At 72.8% G+C, this 18,360-nt stretch carries 16 protein-coding genes; 8 read left to right on the top strand and 8 right to left on the bottom strand.

Going from position 1 to position 18,360, the window contains the following annotated elements; translation table 11 throughout:
• The first annotated feature begins 29 nt into the window (after positions 1 to 29).
• The 4 genes from ACFV9Q_RS00395 (at position 30) to ACFV9Q_RS00410 (ending at position 3,598) form a co-directional block, all read left to right on the top strand.
• Entirely contained in the window at positions 30 to 1,574 is a 1,545-nt protein-coding gene (locus ACFV9Q_RS00395; RefSeq protein WP_377232640.1) for a peptide MFS transporter, read from the top strand.
• A 54-nt stretch (positions 1,575 to 1,628) separates the two neighbouring features.
• Entirely contained in the window at positions 1,629 to 2,297 is a 669-nt protein-coding gene (locus ACFV9Q_RS00400; RefSeq protein ID WP_377232641.1) for a LysE family translocator, read from the top strand.
• A 56-nt stretch (positions 2,298 to 2,353) separates the two neighbouring features.
• A complete protein-coding gene (locus ACFV9Q_RS00405; protein ID WP_377232642.1) occupies positions 2,354 to 2,866 on the top strand; it encodes an AAA family ATPase in 513 nt (170 codons plus the stop codon).
• A 312-nt stretch (positions 2,867 to 3,178) separates the two neighbouring features.
• Positions 3,179 to 3,598 (top strand): MerR family transcriptional regulator, encoded by a 420-nt coding sequence (locus ACFV9Q_RS00410; protein ID WP_377232643.1) that lies wholly within the window; start codon positions 3,179 to 3,181, stop codon positions 3,596 to 3,598.
• A gap of 22 nt (positions 3,599 to 3,620) precedes the next feature.
• On the opposite strand, the gene ACFV9Q_RS00415 is transcribed toward ACFV9Q_RS00410, so the two are convergent.
• The 4 genes from ACFV9Q_RS00415 to ACFV9Q_RS00430 all read right to left on the bottom strand — a co-directional run bounded on the left by ACFV9Q_RS00415 (position 3,621) and on the right by ACFV9Q_RS00430 (position 8,476).
• Entirely contained in the window at positions 3,621 to 4,649 is a 1,029-nt protein-coding gene (locus ACFV9Q_RS00415) for a hypothetical protein (protein WP_377232644.1), read from the bottom strand.
• 46 nt (positions 4,650 to 4,695) lie between these two features.
• A complete protein-coding gene (locus tag ACFV9Q_RS00420; protein WP_377229244.1) occupies positions 4,696 to 5,922 on the bottom strand; it encodes an MFS transporter in 1,227 nt (408 codons plus the stop codon).
• Between the two features lie 75 nt (positions 5,923 to 5,997).
• Complete coding sequence (ilvD, locus tag ACFV9Q_RS00425) at positions 5,998 to 7,707, bottom strand: dihydroxy-acid dehydratase (RefSeq protein ID WP_377232645.1); 1,710 nt, start codon at positions 7,705 to 7,707, stop codon at positions 5,998 to 6,000.
• Complete coding sequence (locus tag ACFV9Q_RS00430) at positions 7,697 to 8,476, bottom strand: alpha/beta fold hydrolase (RefSeq protein WP_377232646.1); 780 nt, start codon at positions 8,474 to 8,476, stop codon at positions 7,697 to 7,699. Before ACFV9Q_RS00430 ends, ilvD begins: the two co-directional genes overlap by 11 nt.
• A gap of 112 nt (positions 8,477 to 8,588) precedes the next feature.
• Here ACFV9Q_RS00430 and ACFV9Q_RS00435 point away from each other — a divergent pair, with 112 nt between their 5' ends.
• The 4 genes from ACFV9Q_RS00435 to ACFV9Q_RS00450 all read left to right on the top strand — a co-directional run bounded on the left by ACFV9Q_RS00435 (position 8,589) and on the right by ACFV9Q_RS00450 (position 13,329).
• Positions 8,589 to 9,581, top strand: a complete 993-nt coding sequence (locus ACFV9Q_RS00435; protein ID WP_377232647.1) for an aldo/keto reductase — start codon at positions 8,589 to 8,591, stop codon at positions 9,579 to 9,581.
• Between the two features lie 187 nt (positions 9,582 to 9,768).
• On the top strand, positions 9,769 to 11,307 hold the full coding sequence (locus tag ACFV9Q_RS00440) for a sugar ABC transporter ATP-binding protein (protein WP_377232648.1): 1,539 nt from the start codon (positions 9,769 to 9,771) through the stop codon (positions 11,305 to 11,307).
• Positions 11,304 to 12,293 carry an ABC transporter permease gene (locus ACFV9Q_RS00445; protein WP_377232649.1) on the top strand — a complete coding sequence of 330 codons (990 nt, stop codon included), beginning with the start codon at positions 11,304 to 11,306 and terminating at the stop codon, positions 12,291 to 12,293. Before ACFV9Q_RS00440 ends, ACFV9Q_RS00445 begins: the two co-directional genes overlap by 4 nt.
• A 37-nt stretch (positions 12,294 to 12,330) precedes the next feature.
• A complete protein-coding gene (locus tag ACFV9Q_RS00450) occupies positions 12,331 to 13,329 on the top strand; it encodes an ABC transporter substrate-binding protein (RefSeq protein WP_377232650.1) in 999 nt (332 codons plus the stop codon).
• A gap of 58 nt (positions 13,330 to 13,387) precedes the next feature.
• On the opposite strand, the gene ACFV9Q_RS00455 is transcribed toward ACFV9Q_RS00450, so the two are convergent.
• The 4 genes from ACFV9Q_RS00455 to ACFV9Q_RS00470 all read right to left on the bottom strand — a co-directional run bounded on the left by ACFV9Q_RS00455 (position 13,388) and on the right by ACFV9Q_RS00470 (position 18,193).
• On the bottom strand, positions 13,388 to 14,092 hold the full coding sequence (locus tag ACFV9Q_RS00455; RefSeq protein WP_377232651.1) for a FadR/GntR family transcriptional regulator: 705 nt from the start codon (positions 14,090 to 14,092) through the stop codon (positions 13,388 to 13,390).
• Positions 14,079 to 15,503 (bottom strand): enolase C-terminal domain-like protein, encoded by a 1,425-nt coding sequence (locus tag ACFV9Q_RS00460; RefSeq protein ID WP_377232652.1) that lies wholly within the window; start codon positions 15,501 to 15,503, stop codon positions 14,079 to 14,081. The genes ACFV9Q_RS00455 and ACFV9Q_RS00460 overlap by 14 nt, the downstream gene beginning before the upstream one ends.
• A 173-nt stretch (positions 15,504 to 15,676) precedes the next feature.
• Positions 15,677 to 16,933, bottom strand: coding sequence for an amidohydrolase (locus tag ACFV9Q_RS00465; protein WP_377232653.1), 1,257 nt, complete (start codon positions 16,931 to 16,933; stop codon positions 15,677 to 15,679).
• Positions 16,934 to 16,990: 57 nt separating this feature from the next.
• A complete protein-coding gene (locus ACFV9Q_RS00470) occupies positions 16,991 to 18,193 on the bottom strand; it encodes a hypothetical protein (protein WP_377232654.1) in 1,203 nt (400 codons plus the stop codon).
• Between the last annotated feature and the right edge of the window lie 167 nt (positions 18,194 to 18,360).

An 18,360-nucleotide genomic window follows, 5' to 3' on the forward strand; every position in this document is an offset into this window, starting at 1 on the left:
CCCGCCCCCGGGGCACCGACGATCGGGGGATGAGCACAGGCTCGGCGACACCGCCGTCAGGAACCGGACCGGACCCGACCCCTCCCGCCGCCGTGGCGGGCGACCGCCGGTTCTTCGGGCATCCCCTCGGCCTGATGACGCTGTTCACGACCGAGCTGTGGGAGCGGTTCAGCTACTACGGCATGCGCGCGATCCTGGTCTACTACCTGACCGACACGATCGCCAACGGCGGCCTGGGCCTCGACCAGACGCTCGGCGAGGCCGTCGTCTCGATCTACGGCACCGGCGTCTACCTGCTGTCCGTGGTCGGCGGCTGGCTCGCCGACCGGGTCATCGGCGCCCGGCGCTCCACGCTCTACGGCGGCATCATCATCGCCGCCGGCCACGTGTGCCTCTCGGTCCCCGCCGCCGGGTTCTCCTACCTCGGCATCGTGCTCGTGGCCCTCGGCACCGGCCTGCTCAAGCCCAACGTGTCCTCGATGGTGGGCTCCCTGTACGACCGGCAGGACCCGCGCCGCGAGTCGGCGTTCTCGATCTTCTACATGGGCATCAACATCGGCTCGTTCTTCTCGCCGATCATCGTCGGCGCCGTGCGCGCCGTCTGGGGCTATCACGCCGCGTTCTCCGTGGCCGCGATCGGCATGGGGATCGCACTCGTGTTCTTCGTGCTGGGCCGCAAGAACCTGCACGGCGCGGGCGACGTCGTCCCCAACCCCGTGCTGCCGGGGGAGCGGCCGGCGCTGGTGCGGATGTTCGCGATCATCTTCGGCGCCGTCGTGCTGGTGTACTTCATCGCCGTGCTCGTGGCCGGCGGCTGGGGCGTGCACGCCCTCATCGACGCCCTGAGCTACATCGCGTTCCTCGCCCCGATCGCGTTCTTCATCATGATGTACCGCTCGCCGCGCGTGACCGACGCCGAACGCCCGCGCCTGGTCGCCTACATCCCGCTGTTCGTGGCGGCCATGCTCTTCTTCATGATCTTCGAGCAGGCCGCGACGACGCTCGCGACCTTCGCCGCCGACCGGACCTCGCGCGAGATCCTCGGGTTCACCGTCAGCCCCGAGTTCTTCCAGTCGATCAACCCGGCCTCTATCATCATCCTGGCCCCGGTGTTCGCCTGGCTCTGGGTCCGCACCAAGGACCGGCCGCCGACGCCGTACAAGTTCGCGATCGGCCTGGCGCTCGCCGCCCTGTCGTTCCTGGTGCTGGCCGGGGCGTCCGCCATCGCGGGCGACAACCTCACGCCCGGCTGGGTGCTCGTGGTCGTGTACGTGATCCAGACGCTCGGCGAGCTGTGCCTCTCGCCCGTGGGCCTGGCCGCGACGACGCTGCTCGCGCCGCGCGCCTACCAGGGGCAGGCGATGGCGCTGTGGTTCCTCGCGCCCGCCGCCGGGCAGGCCATCACGGCGCAGCTCGTCCAGGCGACCGAGGGCGCGTCCGACACCGCGTACTTCGGCGGCATCGGCCTGGTCGCCCTGGGCTTCGCGGCCGTCCTCGCGCTGCTCGGGCCGTGGGTCACGCGGCACGTGCGCCGCGCCGACCAGCTCGAAGGGGTGCACACGAGCGGGGAGTGAGCAGCATCGGAAACGGCTGGCCAGGCCCCGCACCCCCGGTCGTAGAGTGACCGCATGCCGACCATCGAGACCCTCGCCGCGTTCGTCGTGGCGTCGGTGATCCTCATCGTGATCCCCGGGCCGAGCGTCCTGTTCGTCGTCGGACGCTCGCTCTCCCTGGGCCGCCCCGGCGGTCTGCTCAGCGTGCTCGGGAACGAGCTCGGCGCCCTGCCGCTGGTCGCGGCCGTCGCGCTGGGCGTCGGCACGGTCGTGGCCGAGTCGATCGTGGCGTTCACGGTGCTCAAGCTGCTGGGCGCCGGCTACCTGGTCTACCTGGGCGTGCAGGCGATCCGGCACCGGCGCGACGGCGTGGAGCCGGACGGCGAGGGGCCGGACGGCGTGGGGCACAGCGCACCGGGCCGCCGGACGCCGTCGCGCTGGGCGATCCTGCGCCAGGGCTTCGTCGTGGGCGTGACCAACCCCAAGACGATCGTGTTCTTCGTGGCCGCGCTGCCCCAGTTCGTCGACGTGCGCGCCGGGCAGGTGCCGCTGCAGATGATGGTGCTCGGCCTGGTCTTCACGCTGGTCGCGCTCGTCTTCGACAGCCTGTGGGCGGTCCTGGCGGGCGCCGCGCGCACGTGGTTCGCGTCGTCGCCGCGCCGCCTGTCCGCGATCCGGGCCACGGGCGGCGGCATGATGATCGGCCTCGGCGGGACGCTCGCGCTCACCGGCAGCAAAGTTTGAGCGGGCAGAGCGTGAGCGGGCAGAGCGTGAGCGGGCAGAGCTTGAACGAGCGGAGCGTGAGCGGGAGCGCCGGGACCCGCCTCGCCGTCGTGCGCGGACCGTCCGGGGCGGGCAAGTCGACCGTGGCCGCGGAGCTGCGCCGCAGGATGGGCCGGGGGACGGCGCTCGTGCAGCAGGACTACCTGCGCCGCATCCTGCTGTGGGAGAAGGACGTGCCCGGCGGGGTCAACATCGGGCTGATCGACACCGTGGTGCGCCACTCGCTCGATGCCGGCTACTCGGTGGTGCTGGAGGGCATCCTGGCCTACGACCACTACGGGCCCATGCTCACCGCCCTGGTCGCCGACCACGCCGGGACGACGGCGTGCGCGTATCTGGACGTGCCGTTCGACGAGACGATCCGCCGGCACGCGACCCGGCCGCAGGCCGCCGACTTCACGCCCGAGCAGATGGCGGACTGGTTCACCCTGGACGACCGGCTGGGCGTGGAGGAGGAGTTCGTCGTGGGCCAGGAGTCGTCGCCCGAGGAGACCGTCGGGAAGCTGTTGGCGGCGCTTGGTGGCTCCTGACGAGGCGGTCTGAGCCGGGCCTGCTCCGCCGTGTTCGTCATGAGAAATCACGGGCGGCGGCTGGTGTATTCGCGGTGGATGAATTGATCTATCTCATTGCCGACTTTCCACGCATTCGTCGGGGTGAAGGTTAAATTCCACCTGATACGTTGCAATTGGTAGTTCCCGTGTCTGGGACGGGAGCTACCGAGCGACCCCCTCCGCAGCGGGCCCCTGCGGAGGGGCAGAATCGACCTCTTGCCGTGCCGGTACGGTCTGTCCCACGCGTGCGGTCTGTCCGACGCGTTGTCGATCGATCGAAGGAGGAGATCGTTGCGCACCAGCGAGCTGGCGGCCCTCGCCGGCGTGACGATCCGTGCCCTGCGGCACTATCACCGGATCGGGCTGCTCGAGGCGCCGGCCCGCACGGCTGACGGCCAGGTTCACGATCAAGTTCAGGACCAGGACCAGGACCAGCACGAGCAGGAGTGCGAGCACGAGTACGAGTACGACGTGCGCCACCTGGCCCGGCTGCTGCGGATCACGCGCCTGACCGAGCTGGGCGTGCCGCTGGCCGACCTGCCGGACGTGCTCGACGCCCCCGACGTCGCCGCGGACCTGCTGGACCGGCTCGACCGGGAGGCGGCCGCCGAGATCAGGCGGCTCACCAGCCGACGGGCCGTGATCGCCGTGCTCAGGGAGCACGGGGCCACGCCTGACCTGCTGCCCACGGGGCGCGTTCGGGGCGGCTGACGCGCCGCCCGCGCGGTGTGGCTCACCGTCCGCGTGCCGCGCGGCGACGACGGCGGGCCTGCGCCGCGCGCTCCTCGGCGTCGTCGAGCTCGTCCTCGACGGCGGTCAGGTCGGCGCGCGCCTCGTCCGCCTCCGCCCGGGCTGCGTCGAGGGCGCGATGCGCCGCGTCGCGCTCGGCGGTCAGCCGCGCGACCTCCTCGTCCAGGCGCGCGGTCTCGCCCTCCGCGTGCTCGACGGCGGCGTCCGCGGCGTGCAGGCGGTCGCTCGCGTCGTCGCGGCGGGCCTCCAGGCGGTCCACCTGCGCGGAGGTCTCCTCGACGGCCCGTTCGGCGGCGTCGCTGTCCGGCTCCGCCGACGCCTCCGCCGACGCCTCCGCCGACGCCTCCGCCGACGCCTCCGCCGACTCCTCCGTCGCGCCCGCCGTCTTCTCGGCCGTGTCCGCCGCCGCCGCGTCAGCCTCCGTCGCGCCCGACTTTGCCGCGTCCGCTTCCGCCGCGCCCGGGCGCAGCGTCACCAGGTCCGCCTCCTCGCCGAGCTCGTCGACGATCCCGAAGCCGGCGTGCTGCAAGCCACGGGAGAGGCGTCCGGCACGGACGGCCGCGCCGGCGTCCGCGTCCATCACGGCGGCCGTCAGCGTCTCGGTGAGGCGGTCGAGGACGGCGGCCGACACCGGCCGCCCACCCACCTCGCCGGCGTCCCGCACGGCGCCGACCAGCGCCTCGGTGCGTTCCCTGCGCAGGTGGTCCAGCGCCTTGATGCGGGCGCGGTCGCGGTCCTGCGTGGCCGCGCGGAGCTCGTCGCCGACGGCGGTGAGCGCCGCGACGTCGTCCGGGCGCTCCCGCACCACGTGGTTGATCACCCACGCCGCGACCGACGGCTTGGGCAGCCGTTTGATCCGCTCCGCACCGAGCCGGTCGCCGCCGTCCGCCACCTTGCGGGCCGCGGCGTCGCGGGCGGCCACGAAACCGTCGAGCGGCTGCGTGTACAGGGCGTCGACCATCGCGTCGAGATCCGTCGCGTCGAGATCAGGGGGTTCGGGCCGCGCTGTCACGGTCTCACCGTGGCACGGCCGCCGTCGTTCCGCCCGACAGGCCCGACTACGCCGGCGCGCCGCCCCCGGCGCGGCGGTCCCGGTCGGCCCTGCCGGTCCAGTGCCCCACCCAGATGGCGCCGAGCAGCGCCAGCACACCGATGAGGACCGGTGCCGCGGCCAGCGGCGCGATCGCGGCCACGGCCGAGACGAGCAGCGGCCCGCCGGTGTTGCCGATGTCGCCGCACAGCCGCCAGCCGCCGAGGAACTGCGACCGGCCCTCCTCGGGGGCGACGTCGGCGCCGAGGGTCATGACGATCCCCGAGCCGAGCCCGTTGCCGAGCGCGATGAGCGCCATCACCAGGCCGACGGTGAGCGCCGAGTCGGCCAGGGGGAGCAGCAGGCAGCCGACGCCGACGGCGACCACGACGGGCACCGCCACCACCCGCCGGCCCTTGGTGTCGAGCAGCCAGCCGCCCGGGAGGGTGAGCGCGATGTCGATCGTCGCCGCGACCGCGAACAGCAGGGAGACGACGGCGGCGGAGATGTGCACGTGGTCGGCCCACAGCGGCAGCAGGCCGGTGCGCACCGACCGCGACGCGCCGATGATGATGACCGCCACGCCAAGCGTGAGCAGGGTGCGGCGGTGCTCCCACAGCACCGAGTGCACCGGCAGCGGGACGGCGCCCCGGCGCACGCGGCCGAAGTCCGGCATCCGCGTGACGATCAGCGCGGACGCGACCGACGCGCAGGCCGCGAGCAGGAACACGGAGCGCACGCCGAACAGGTGGATCAGCAGCGCGCCCAGCAGCGGGCCGACCAGGATGCCGAGGCGCATCGACCCGCCGAGCAGCGCCATGCCGCGCGCCCGGTGGCTCACCGGCACCGCGTCGATGAGGAACCCCTGCCGGGCCAGCAGGAACGCCGTCCAGCTCATCCCGCTGACGAAGACGCAGACGCACAGCAGCCAGACCGAGGGCACGAAGAACGCGACGAGCATCGCCACCGCGTCGACCAGCCCGGCGATCACCAGGGTGCGGCGCTCGCCGAGCCGCGCCACGAGCGCGCCGGAGGGCAGCGAGTTGGCGAGCTGCCCGATACCCAGCAGCGCGACGACGAACGCCGCCAGTGCCGTGCCCGCTCCCAGGTCGCCGGCGTGGATCGCGAGCACTGGCATGACGGCGCCGTGGCCGATCGAGCTGACGACGGACGGCAGGTAGGCGACGACGGCGATGTCGCGAAAGCGGAAGTCCCGATCGTCCCCTGAACCGCCGCTACCGCCGTCGCTCGTCACACCGCCATCGTGTCAGATAGTTAGCCTCGGCAACGACCTGGTCCGCAGTGTGGGCTTGTCTACTCCAGCACGGCCTTATTCGAGCACGGCCCCCTTCGACGCCGACTGGACCAGCTTCGTGTACTTGGCGAGCACACCGCGCTGGTACGAGTGCGGCAGCGGCGCCCAGCCCGCCGAGCGGGACTCCAGCTCGGCCGGGTCGACCAGCAGGTCCAGGGTCTTGGAGGCCACGTCGAGGCGGATGCGGTCGCCGCCGCGCACGAAGGCGATGGGCCCGGCGTCCACCGCCTCGGGCGCGATGTGGCCCACGCACAGGCCGGTGGTGCCGCCGGAGAACCGGCCGTCGGTGATGAGCAGCACGTCCTTGCCGAGGCCCGCGCCCTTGATGGCGCCGGTGATGGCGAGCATCTCGCGCATGCCCGGCCCGCCCTTGGGGCCCTCGTAGCGGATGACGACGACGTCGCCCGCCTGGATCGTGCCGTCCTCCAGGGCGTCGAGCGCGCCCCGCTCGCGCTCGAACACGCGCGCCGTGCCCTCGAAGACGTCGGAGTCGAAGCCGGCCGACTTCACGACGGCGCCCCCCGGAGCCAGCGACCCGTTCAGGATGGTGATGCCGCCGGTGCGGTGGATCGGGTTGTCCATGGCGCGCAGGATCTTGCCGTCCGGGTCCGGCGGCGCGATGTCGGCGAGGTTCTCGGCCATGGTGCGGCCCGTGACGGTCAGGGCGTCGCCGTGCAGCAGCCCGGCGTCGAGCAGCGCCTTCATCACCACGGGCACCCCGCCGATGCGGTCGACGTCGTTCATGACGTACTGCCCGAAGGGCTTGAGGTCGCCCAGGTGCGGCACGCGGTCGGCGACGCGGGAGAAGTCGTCGAGGGTGAGCTCCACCTCGGCCTCGTGCGCGATGGCGAGCAGGTGCAGCACCGCGTTCGTGGAGCCGCCGAACGCCATGACGACGGCGATCGCGTTCTCGAACGCCTCCTTGGTCAGGATGTCGCGCGCCGTGATGCCCTTGCGCAGCAGGTTCACCACGGCCTCGCCGGAGCGGTGCGCCCAGGTGTCGCGGCGACGGTCGGCCGCGGGCGGCGCCGCGGAGCCGGGCAGCGACATGCCGAGCGCCTCGGCCGCCGACGCCATCGTGTTGGCCGTGTACATGCCGCCGCACGCGCCCTCGCCGGGGCAGATCGCGCGCTCGATGCGGTCGACGTCCTCCTGGCTCATCAGCCCGCGCGAGCACGCGCCGACCGCCTCGAAGGCGTCGATGATCGTGACCTGCTTCTCGGTGCCGTCGGTCAGCTTGACCCAGCCCGGCATGATCGAGCCTGCGTAGAGGAACACGCTGGACAGGTCCAGGCGGGCGGCGGCCATCAGCATGCCCGGCAGCGACTTGTCGCAGCCGGCGAGCAGCACCGAGCCGTCCAGGCGCTCGGCCTGCATCACGGTCTCGACGGAGTCGGCGATCACCTCGCGCGACACGAGCGAGAAGTGCATGCCCTCGTGCCCCATCGAGATGCCGTCCGAGACGGAGATGGTGCCGAACTCCAGCGGGTACCCGCCCGCGGCGTGCACCCCCTCCTTGCTCGCCTTCGCGAGCCGGTCCAGCGAGAGGTTGCAGGGCGTGATCTCGTTCCATGAGCTCGCGACGCCGATCTGCGGTTTGGCGAAGTCGTCGTCGCCCAGCCCGACGGCGCGGAGCATGCCGCGCGACGCGGTGGCCTCCAGGCCGTCGGTCACCTGTCGGGAGCGGGGCTTGACGTCGACCGGGGGGTTCTCGTCAGTGGTCATCCTGCATTGTGCCTCGCCTGGGCTGGCCCTGCGCGAGCCAGTCCAGCAGCCGCTCCGTGAACCAGGCCGGACGCTGGAGCGGCAGGCCGTGCCCGGCGCCCGCGACGACCTCCAGCTCCGACCCCGGCAGGCTGCGGTGCAGGTTGCGCATCCCGCGCACGAGCGCGCGCGGCTCGGCTCCGCCGGCCAGCAGCAGCGCCTGTCCGGGGAAGTCCGCCCAGGCCTCCGGGACGCGGAAGGCCGCGTTCGCCCTGGTCAGCGCGACCAGGTCCGTCGCGGACAGCGAGCGGGCGGTGCGCAGGTAGTCATCGAACATCTCGTCGTCGATGTAGAGAGCCTTGGCCTGGAGGCGCGCGAACCAGCGCTGCCCGCCGAGCGGGGCCGCCGCGCGGACCAGCCACGCGCTCAGGCCGGGCAACGACATCGGCTCGGTGAGGGCGCTGATGACGACGGCGCGCGCGACGAGGTCGGGGTGGGCCGCGGCGAGCGCGACCGTGAGCTGGGCGCCGAACGAGAAGCCGACGACGGTCGCGGCCGGACCTACCTCCTTGAGCAGCCCCGCCAGGTCCTCGACGAGTTCCGCGGCCGAGGGGAACGGCATGGCCGCGCTGTGGTCGTGGCCGGGGAGGTCCGGGGTGACGACCCGATACCGGTCGCGCAGGGCCGCGACCTGGCCGCGCCACATCCAGGCGCCCACGCCTCCGCCGTGCAGCAGCAGCACCACGGGGGCGTCGCTCGGGCCGGTCTCCGTCCACCACAGCGCAGTCACGGGCCCGAGCCTAGGAGGTGTTGAGGGATCGTCCCGAACGTCCGTTCCGCGAGCCGCACCCGACGTGCTATACATCTGATGTTTTCGCCGGTGTCGTCGAGGAGGACCCCACATGCTGACCACCGAGGTGCGCGCCACCGGCGTCCGGCTCACCACGCTCGGGTGCGGTGCCGCCCCGGCCGGCAACCTGTACCGCGCGACCACGGACGAGGCGGCCCACGCAACCTTCCAGGCCGCGTGGGACGCAGGGATCCGGTACTTCGACACGGCGCCGCACTACGGCCTCGGCCTGTCCGAGCGCCGGCTCGGCGCCTACCTGCGCACCCGGCCGCGCGACGAGGTGGTGGTCTCCACGAAGGTCGGACGACTGCTCGTCCCGTCCCCCGAGACCGCCGACCGCACCGACCCCGAGATGTTCGACGTGCCCGCCACCGCGCGCCGGGTCTGGGACTTCTCCCGCGACGGCGTGCTGGCCTCCATCGAGGCCAGCCTGGAGCGCACCGGCCTGGACCGGATCGACGTCGTCTACCTGCACGACCCCGACGAACACTGGGCGCAGGCGGCGCACGAGGCGCTGCCCGCGCTCGTCGAGCTGCGCGACCAGGGCGTGGTCGGCGCGATCGGCGCCGGGATGAACCAGTCCGCCATGCTGACCCGGTTCGTGCGCGAGACCGACGTCGACGTGGTCATGTGCGCCGGGCGGTTCACGCTCCTGGAGCAGCCCGCGCTGGCCGACCTGCTCCCCGCGGCGGCCGAGCGCGGCGTGGCGGTCGTCGCGGCCGCCGTCTACAACTCGGGGCTCCTGGCGCACGACCGGCCGCCGTCGGACGCGACCTACGACTACGCGCCCGTCCCCGCCGGGCCCCTGGACCGCGCCCGCCGCATCGCGGAGGTGTGCGAGGAGCACGGGGTCACGCTGCCCCAGGCGGCGCTCGCCTACGTGCGCACGCACCCCGCGGTGGTCAGCACCGTCGTCGGGCTCGGGGAGCCCGGGCACGCGGTGCAGGCCGCCCAACGGGCCGCCGTCCAGGTCCCGGCGGACCTGTGGCAGGCGCTCGCCGACGCCGGGCTGCTCGCGCCGGAGGCGGTTCCGGCCGCACGCTGACGCCAAGAACATCCGATCTATCAGCGCCGGCTGGCGACATTGCGCGCCAAAAACACGCGAATATCCCGTAAAGCCTTGAGATGCATCCGATGTCTGCGGTTGAATGCCAGCAGCTGGCTGCGGGTGGTCGGACGCAAGTGGTCGGACGCAGGTGTTGGACGCAAGGCACGTACGCAAGGGAGCTCACGTGACGAACGGCCCGGTACTTCTCCGTGCCACGGGGATCAGCAAGTCCTTCCCCGGGGTGCGCGCGCTCGACGACGTCCACCTCGACCTGCGGCACGGCGAGGTGCTGGCGCTCGTCGGCGAGAACGGGGCGGGCAAGTCCACGCTCCTCAAGCTGCTCTCCGGGATCCACCGGGCCGACGCGGGGACCATGGAGCTCGACGGCGCGGCCATGAGCCCGGCCGGCCCCCGGCAGGCCAACGAGCTCGGCATCAGCGTGATCCACCAGGAGTTCCACCTGATGCCCGACCTCACGGTCGCGCAGAACATCTTCATCGGCCGCGAGCCCCGGCGCGCCGGGCTGCTCATCCGGGACGACGAGCTGGAGCGCCGCGCGGGCAAGCTCTTCGAGCGGCTCGGCATCCCGCTGGACCCGCGGCAGCCCGTGGCGCACCTCAGCGTCGCCGGCCAGCAGATGGTCGAGATCGCCAAGGCACTCTCGTTCGACGCCCGCGTGCTGATCATGGACGAGCCGACGGCGGCGCTCACCGAGACCGAGGTCGCCACGCTGTTCCGCATCGTGCGCGACTTCGTCTCCCCGCGCACCGGCGTCATCTACGTGTCGCACCGGATGGACGAGATCAAGGAGATCTCCGACCGCATCACGGTGCTGCGCGACGGCCGGTACGTGGACACGCTGCCGACGGCGCGGACCACCACGCAGGAGGTCATCGCCGCGATGGTGGGGCGGCAGCTCGCGACCGGGGTTCGGCCGGAGCCCGCACCCGAGGCGGCGGACCGGGAGGTGGCGCTCGCGGTGCGCGGCCTCAGCACCCGCTCGCTGCTCAAGGACGTCTCGTTCGAGCTGCGCCGCGGCGAGATCCTCGGCCTCGCGGGGCTCATGGGCGCCGGCCGCACCGAGGTCGCCCGCGCGATCATCGGGGCGGACCGGTCCACCGGCGTCGTCGAGGTGAACGGCAAGCCGGTCACGGTGCGCAGCCCCGCCGACGCCGTCCGGCACGGCATCGGCTACCTCTCCGAGGACCGCAAGCGCTACGGCCTGCTGCTGGACCAGGACGTGGTGCGCAACGTCATGCTGTCCTCGCTGCGCGGCATGACGCGCGGCGGGTTCGTGCGGGACGCCGAAGGGCGCCGCGTCGCCGCCGAGATGGTCGAGCAGCTCTCGATCCGGACGCCGTCGGTGACCCAGCGGGCCAAGAACCTCTCGGGCGGCAACCAGCAGAAGGTGGTCCTGGCCAAGTGGCTGGTGCGGGACTGCGACGTGCTGATCGTCGACGAGCCGACGCGCGGGATCGACGTCGGCGCCAAGGACGAGATCTACACCCTGCTCACGGGCCTGGCCGCGCAGGGCAAGTCGATCGTCGTCATCTCGTCGGAGCTGCCGGAGGTGCTGCGGCTGGCCGACCGGATCGTCGTCATGTGCGAGGGCCGGGTCACCGGGACGCTCGCCAATGCCGACGCGACCCAGCACCACATCATGGAGCTCGCGACGCGGTTCGGTGCGGACCGCTCGCTCGTCACGACCGGAGGCGACGCATGACCACGACCATCCTCGGCAGGGCCGGGCTGGGCAAGAACGGGCTGGGCAGCCGCCAGCAGCTCCAGCAGCTCCTTGCCTTCGGCGGGCTGGTGGTCATCTTCGTGTTCTTCTCGGTGGCCAGCCCGTACTTCCTGGACTGGGCCAACGTGAAGGGCATCCTGCTGGCCACCGCCGTCACCGGGATCATGGCGCTGGGCGCCACGCTCGTCATCGCGACCGGCGGGATCGACCTCTCGGTGGGCACCGGCATGACGCTGTGCTCGGTGATGACCGGCGTGTTCCTGGCCAACCTCGGCCTGCCGCTCGTGGTCGGGGTGCTGGGCGGCCTCGCGATCGGGGCGCTGATCGGCCTGCTCAACGGGCTGAACGTCGCGTACCTGCGGCTCCCGCCGTTCATCGCGACGCTCGCGATGATGATGGTGGCGCAGGGCCTGTCGCTGGTCATCTCGGGCACCAAGCCCATCTACTTCAGCGACGTGCCCGGGTTCGGCCAGCTCGCGGGCGGCGAGCTGCTGCCGGGGCTGCCGAACGCCGTCCTCATCTTCTTCGTCGCCGCCGTCCTGGCGGGCGTGACGCTCAGCAAGACGCTCACCGGGCGCTACGCCCTCTCCATCGGCTCCAACGAGGAGGCGACGGCGATCTCCGGCGTCGACGTGCGGCGCTGGAAGGTCGTGATCTACGTCGTGGCGGGCCTGTTCACGGGGCTCGCCGGCGTCGTCATGGCGTCGCGGCTCAACTCCGCGCAGCCCGGCCTCGGGCTGGGCTACGAGCTGGAGGCGATCGCCGCCGTCGTCATCGGCGGCACCTCGCTGCGCGGCGGCAAGGCGACGATCCTCGGCACCGTCATCGGCGCGCTGATCATGGCGACGCTCACCAACGGCCTGCGGATCATGTCGATCCCGCAGGAGTGGCAGAAGGTCGCCGTCGGCATCGTGATCGTGCTGGCGGTGTACGCCGACATGCTGCGGCGCGGCAAGGAAGCCTGACGTCGTTCGAACCGACCATCGAAGGAGCTGGACCCGGATGAACAGCAGCAGCACCACGCGCAGGCGCCTCGCGGCCCTTGCCGCGGCCACCTCCGTGACCGCCCTCGTCCTCGCCCTCGGGGCGTGCGCCTCGGGCGGCGCGGCCGGCGGGGCGCCCGGGACGGGCGACAAGCCCTACGTCGCCCTCGTCTCCAAGGGCTTCCAGCACCAGTTCTGGCAGGCGGTCAAGCAGGGCGCCGACGACGCCGCGGCCGAGCTCGACGTCGAGGTCACGTTCGAGGGACCCGAGACCGAGACCGAGGTGGAGAAGCAGCTCACCATGCTGCAGACGGCCCTGGACAAGAGCCCGGACGCGATCGGCTACGCGGCCCTCGACTCCGAGGCGTCCATCCCGATGATGACGGACGCCCAGTCGCGGGGGATCCCCGTCATCGCCTTCGACTCCGGCGTGGACTCGGACGTGCCCGTGACCACGGTGTCCACGGACAACCTCGCGGCGTCGGCCGAGGCGGCCAAGCACATGGCCGAGCTGGTCGGCAGCGGCAAGATCGCGATCGTGGGGCACGACCAGACGTCGCAGACCGGGCAGCAGCGCGTCGAGGGGTTCACGCAGTACATCGAGGAGAACGCGCCCGACATCGAGATCGTCGACACCCAGTACGCCGCGGGCGACCAGCTCAAGTCGGCCGACGCCGCGAAGGCGATCATGCAGGCCCACCCGGATCTCAAGGGCATCTACGGCACCAACGAGGGCTCGGCGATCGGCGTCGTGAAGGCCGTCCAGGAGTCCGGCCGGGCCGGCGAGCTCACGGTGATCGGCTTCGACTCGGGCAAGGCGCAGACCGACGCGATCCGCGACGGGCTGATGGCCGGGGCGATCACCCAGGACCCGATCAAGATGGGCTACGAGACGGTCAAGGCCGCCGTCGCCGCGATCGACGGCGAGGAGGTCGAGCCCGTCATCGACTCCGGCTTCTACTGGTACGACGAGACGAACATCGACGACGAGGAGATCGCCGCGGTGCTCTACGAGTAGCGGCTCTGCACCGGAGCGGCTCTGCACGGTAGCGGCGCTGCACGTCTGACACGGCGCCTCAGGCGTCGTCGTCCAGGTTCTCCGGCCTCGGCAGCCAGTCCTCGACACCCAGGAGGTGGGCCGCCATCCGGATCCGCGCGGCCTCGGGGTCACGCGCGGCGAGCGCACGCCAGATCGCCTCGTGCTCGCCGTGCGTGCGCGCCTCGATGCCCTCGGCGTGCAGCACGCGCCACAGGCGCGCCCGCACGGTGCGGCCGGCGAACGACTCGATCAGCGCCTCCAGCACGGGGTTGCCGGTGTGCGACGCGATCACGCGGTGGAACGCGATGTCGACCTCGATGAACCGGTCGTGGTCCACCTCCGCGCCGTCCAGCACCTCGGCGACCTGGTCCAGGACGGCCCGGGCCTCGGCGAGCGCGGCGTCGGTCATCCGGGTGGCCGCCAGCCCCGCGGCCTCCGTCTCCAGGACGCGGCGCACGCTGTGGAACGCAGGCATGGCGCCCTCGTCCTGCAGGTCGAGCACCAGCGACATGGGGGAGAGCAGGCGCGCGGGGTCGAGGCTGGTCACGTACGTGCCGTCACCCTGCCGGGTGTGCAGCACACCGAGGATCGACAGCGCGCGCACGCCCTCGCGCAGGGAGCCGCGGGAGACCTGGAGCTCGTCGGCCAGGTCCTTCTCGACCGGCAGGCGGTCGCCGGGTCGCAGCCTGCCGTCGAGGATCATCCTGCGGATGCCGTCGACGACCTCGTCAGTGCGGGACATGCTGGGAAGTATCTCGCACGGGGACACCGCTCACCGAGGTCTCGGGCCCAGGAGTCGCCCAGTACGTCCCGCCCGGGAACCGGAACCGGTCCAGCGACTCCTCGTACATCTGCGTGGAGTAGCCCGGCAGGGACGGCAGCACGTACGCCGTTCCGGCGCCCCGGTCCTCGACGACGCACGGGTCGGTGAAGTGCTCGTGCAGGTGGTCCACGTACTCGGTGACGCGGCCGGTGAGGTCGCCGCCGATCGCCACGTAGTCCAGCACGGAGACGTGCTGCACCATCTCGCACAGGCCGACGCCGCCCGCGTGCGGGCACACGGGCACGCCGAACTTGGCCGCGAGCAGCAGGACCGCGACGATCTCGTTGATGCTGGCGAGCCGCCCCGTGTCGAGCTGGCAGTAGTCGATCGCCTCGGCCTGGAAGAGCTGCTTGAACATCACGCGGTTGTGGCAGTGCTCGCCCGTCGCGACGCCGACCGGCGCGACGGCGCGGCGCACCGCCGCGTGCCCCAGGATGTCGTCGGGCGAGGTCGGCTCCTCGATCCACAGCGGGTCGAACCGGGCGAGCTCGCGCATCCACTCGATCGCCTGCGGCACGTCCCACACCTGGTTGGCGTCGATCATCAGGTTCCGGTCGGGGCCGAGCACCTCGCGCGCGATGGTCAGCCGGCGGACGTCCTCGGCGAGGTTCGCCCCGACCTTCAGCTTCACGTGCTGGTACCCGGCGTCCACGGCCTCCTGGCACAGCCGCCGGAGCTTGTCGTCGCTGTAGCCGAGCCAGCCGGCCGACGTCGTGTACACGGGGTAGCCGGTGCGCTCCAGGTGGGCCAGCCGCTCCTGCCGCCCCGGCTCCCGGGCCTTGAGCAGGGCCAGCGCCTCGTCGCGCGTGAGGGCGTCGGAGAGGTAGCGCAGGTCGGCGACGTCGACGAGCTGCTCCGGCGTCATCTCCACGAGCAGGCGCCACAGCGGCTTGCCCGCGCGGCGCGCCACCAGGTCCCAGACGGCGTTGAGCACGGCCGCCAGCGACAGGTGCACCACGCCCTTCTCCGGCCCGAGCCAGCGGAACTGGCTGTCTGCGGTCAGGTCGCGGTAGAGCGCGCCCATGTCCGCGGCGATCTCGTCGACGTCGCGGCCCACGAGCAGCGCGGCCTGCTGCCGCGCGGCCTCGGCCACGATGTCGTTGCCCCGGCCGATCGTGAACGTCAGGCCGTAGCCGCCCAGCGTCCGGCCCGACCCGCCCGGCCCGCCCGGTCTGGCGGGGTCGGAGCCGGCCGGGTCGGGCGCGTCGGTCTCCAGCACGACGTAGGCCGCCGAGTAGTCGGCGTCCTTGTTCATCGCGTCCGAGCCGTCGGCGGTGGCCGACGTCGGGAACCGCACGTCCTCGACGCGCACTCCGGTGATCGTGGCCATGCCGCTCCTTCACAAACATCCGATGAAATGCCTGCAATCTACGGACGGGGGCGCTGCGGGTCAAGGCAGGAGTGGCGTCGAGGGGGCGATTGGTTCGATCAATGCGGGGGTGATGGGGTGATGGGGTGATGGGGTGATGGGGCGATACGGCGAGGGTGGCGCCGAGCCCGACGTCAGACCAGGACCTCGCCGTCCCGGGCGACGACGCGGCCGGCCGCGATCACGAGGGCGCGACGCGGGGCGCGGACCACGGCGTCGGGCACGTTCTGGGCGTCGACCAGCACGACGTCGGCGGGCGCGCCGACGACGAGGTCGTGCACCGGGCGGCCGACGAACCGGGCGGCGTCCGCCGACGCGATCCGCGCCGCGGTGACCAGGTCCTCGTCGCGGCGGAAGCCGGACAGGCGCGCGAGCTGCGTGGTCAGCGTGAGCAGGTCCCCGGTGCCGTACGGGGACCACAGGTCGCGGATGCCGTCCGTGCCCAGGCCGACGGCGACGCCGGCGGCGCGCAGCGCGTGCAGCGGCAGGGGAGCGGCGCCGATCGGCGCGACCGTGGTCATCGTGATGCCCGCGTCGCCCATCGCCGCGACGAGGTCGGCCTGCCGGGACCCGGCGAGCTGGCCGACGGCGAAGCCGTGCGCCACGTTGACCTTGCCCTGCAGGCTGGACCGGACGGTGCGGTCGATCATCAGCTCGATCTGGAACGCGCCCAGCTCGCCGCCGTCGTGCAGGTGCACGTCGATGCCGACGCCGCGCCGCTCCGCGATCGCGAACAGGCCGTCGAGCTGGCCCACGGGGTCGCGGTCGATGGACGCCGGGTCCAGGCCGCCGATGTGCTCGGCCCCCGCGGCCGCGGCCTGGTCGAGCAGGTCCAGCACGCCCGGGCGGCGCAGCACGCCGTCCTGCGGGAACGCCACGATCTCGGCGTGCACCGCGCCGCCCAGCGCGGCGACGGCCTCGCGCACCACCTCGATGCCGCGCACCCCCACGCCCAGGTCGACGTCGACGTGCGAGCGGACGGCGGTGGTGCCGGTGCGGACCGACTCGCGCAGCACGGCGAGCGTCACGTCGACGCCCGGGATGCCGAGCTCGTCGCGGTGCGCGCGCTCGTGCGCGATGCGGCCCTGCGTGCCCGGCTCCCCGCCGTAGCTCACCCACGGCTTGCCCCACCACGACTTGTCGACGTGCGCGTGCGCGTTGACCAGGCCGGGCAGCGCGAGCAGGCCGCCGCCGTCGACGACGCCGGGTGCGGCGCCCTCGGCGGTGCTGGCACCCTGTGCCGCCGGGTCGTGCGGGACGACGGCGGTGATCACGCCGTCCGCGACGTGCAGGTCGCTGCGCTCGCCGCCCCAGGGGCGGACGTCGCGCAGCACGGTGACCGGGCCGGCGGCCGGGCCGGGTGCGGTGGGGCTGGGCGTGGTGGTGCTCATCGGGTGCCTCTCCTTGGTTCTTTCGCCGGCCAGTTCGTTCGCCGGCTGGTTCTTTCGCTAGCTCGGCAGCGTGACCGGGACGACCGCCTGTGGGCGGCCCGGCACGCGGATCTCGTACGAGTCGTCGGCGCCGTCGAGGGCGGCCTCCAGCGGGAGGACGGTGAGGCCGTCCCAGGCGCCGTCCTGCGTGTACCCGCCGGCCAGGACGCCGAACGTGGCGTCCACGTCTCGCCAGATCGCCACGGTCTCGTGGCGCCGGTCGGTCGCGAGCACCGTCGAGTCGCCCGCGGGGGAGACCACCTCGATGCTCGCACCGCTGTCGGCGTTGCCGAACGGGCCGTTCCCGGCGATCACGAGCGTGCCGTCGTCCGCGCGGGCGACGCCATGCTGGTGGGTGTCCGCGGCGAGGTCCGTGGTCGCGACCTCGCCCGAGTCCGGATCGACGCGGGCGAGCGCCCGCCCCTGGTACGGCAGGAGCAGGTCGCCGTCGGGGTCGAGCACCGCGTAGTGCGGCTTCTCGAACGACGCGAGTCCGCCCTCGGTGCCGAACGGCGCCACCTGGATCGGGCGGGCGTCCAGCGTCCCGGTGTCGACGACGGTGACGGTGAACCCGTCGTGGTCGATCGTGTAGACCTCGCTGCCGTCGGCGCTCACGAGGACGTCGAAGGGCCGCCGTCCGACGGGGACGGAGCCCACGACCTCGCCGTCGGCGACGTCGACCACCTCGAGGAACGCCGCGTCCCCGGTGCTCACCGCCACGTACACGGTGCCGCCGTCGGGGGAGACCGCGAGCCCGAGGCCGCCGGGGCGGTACTCGCCGTAGGCGACCCGGGCCGGGCGGTGCGCGTACCCGACCAGGTCGGTCCGCTCGCCCGTGGCGAGGTCCACGACCGCCACGCCCTGGGCCGTTGAGACGAAGGCGCGGCCCGTTTCGGCGTGCACCGCGACGTCCCACGGGGCCGCGCCGACGGTGATCTCGTCGACGACGGCCGACCCGTCGCGGTCACCGGGGTCGACGACGGCGACCGAGTCGCGGTCGGCCTGCGTGACCAGCAGGAGCTCCGGAGCAGTGGGGGACGGCGTGGTGGTGGACGGCGTGGCGGTGGATGGAGCGGTAGGGGACGGAGCGGTGGGGGACGGTGCCGCGGTCGGCGGGGCCGTCGTCGCGGGTGATGCCGCAGGGGTCGCCGCTCCGCATCCGGTCAGCAGCAGGCCGGCGGTTACGCACGCGATGACTCGCGGACTGCGTCGGGAGGGCATGGAAAAATGGTATCCCATTCTGGTTCCTGGCAGGATGGCGCCCATGAGCATGCCGCCGGACGGCGACTTCGAGCCCGAGTCGGTGCGCGTCGCGGGGGGGGTCCGCCAGGAGACGGGGGAGAGAAAGACCACCTAGAGAAACCGGGCCCTTGAAGAAAAACCCGCCC

The sequence above is a fragment of the Promicromonospora sp. NPDC059942 genome, assembly GCF_042731755.1.
In the GTDB taxonomy this organism is placed as follows: Bacteria; Actinomycetota; Actinomycetes; order Actinomycetales; family Cellulomonadaceae; genus Promicromonospora.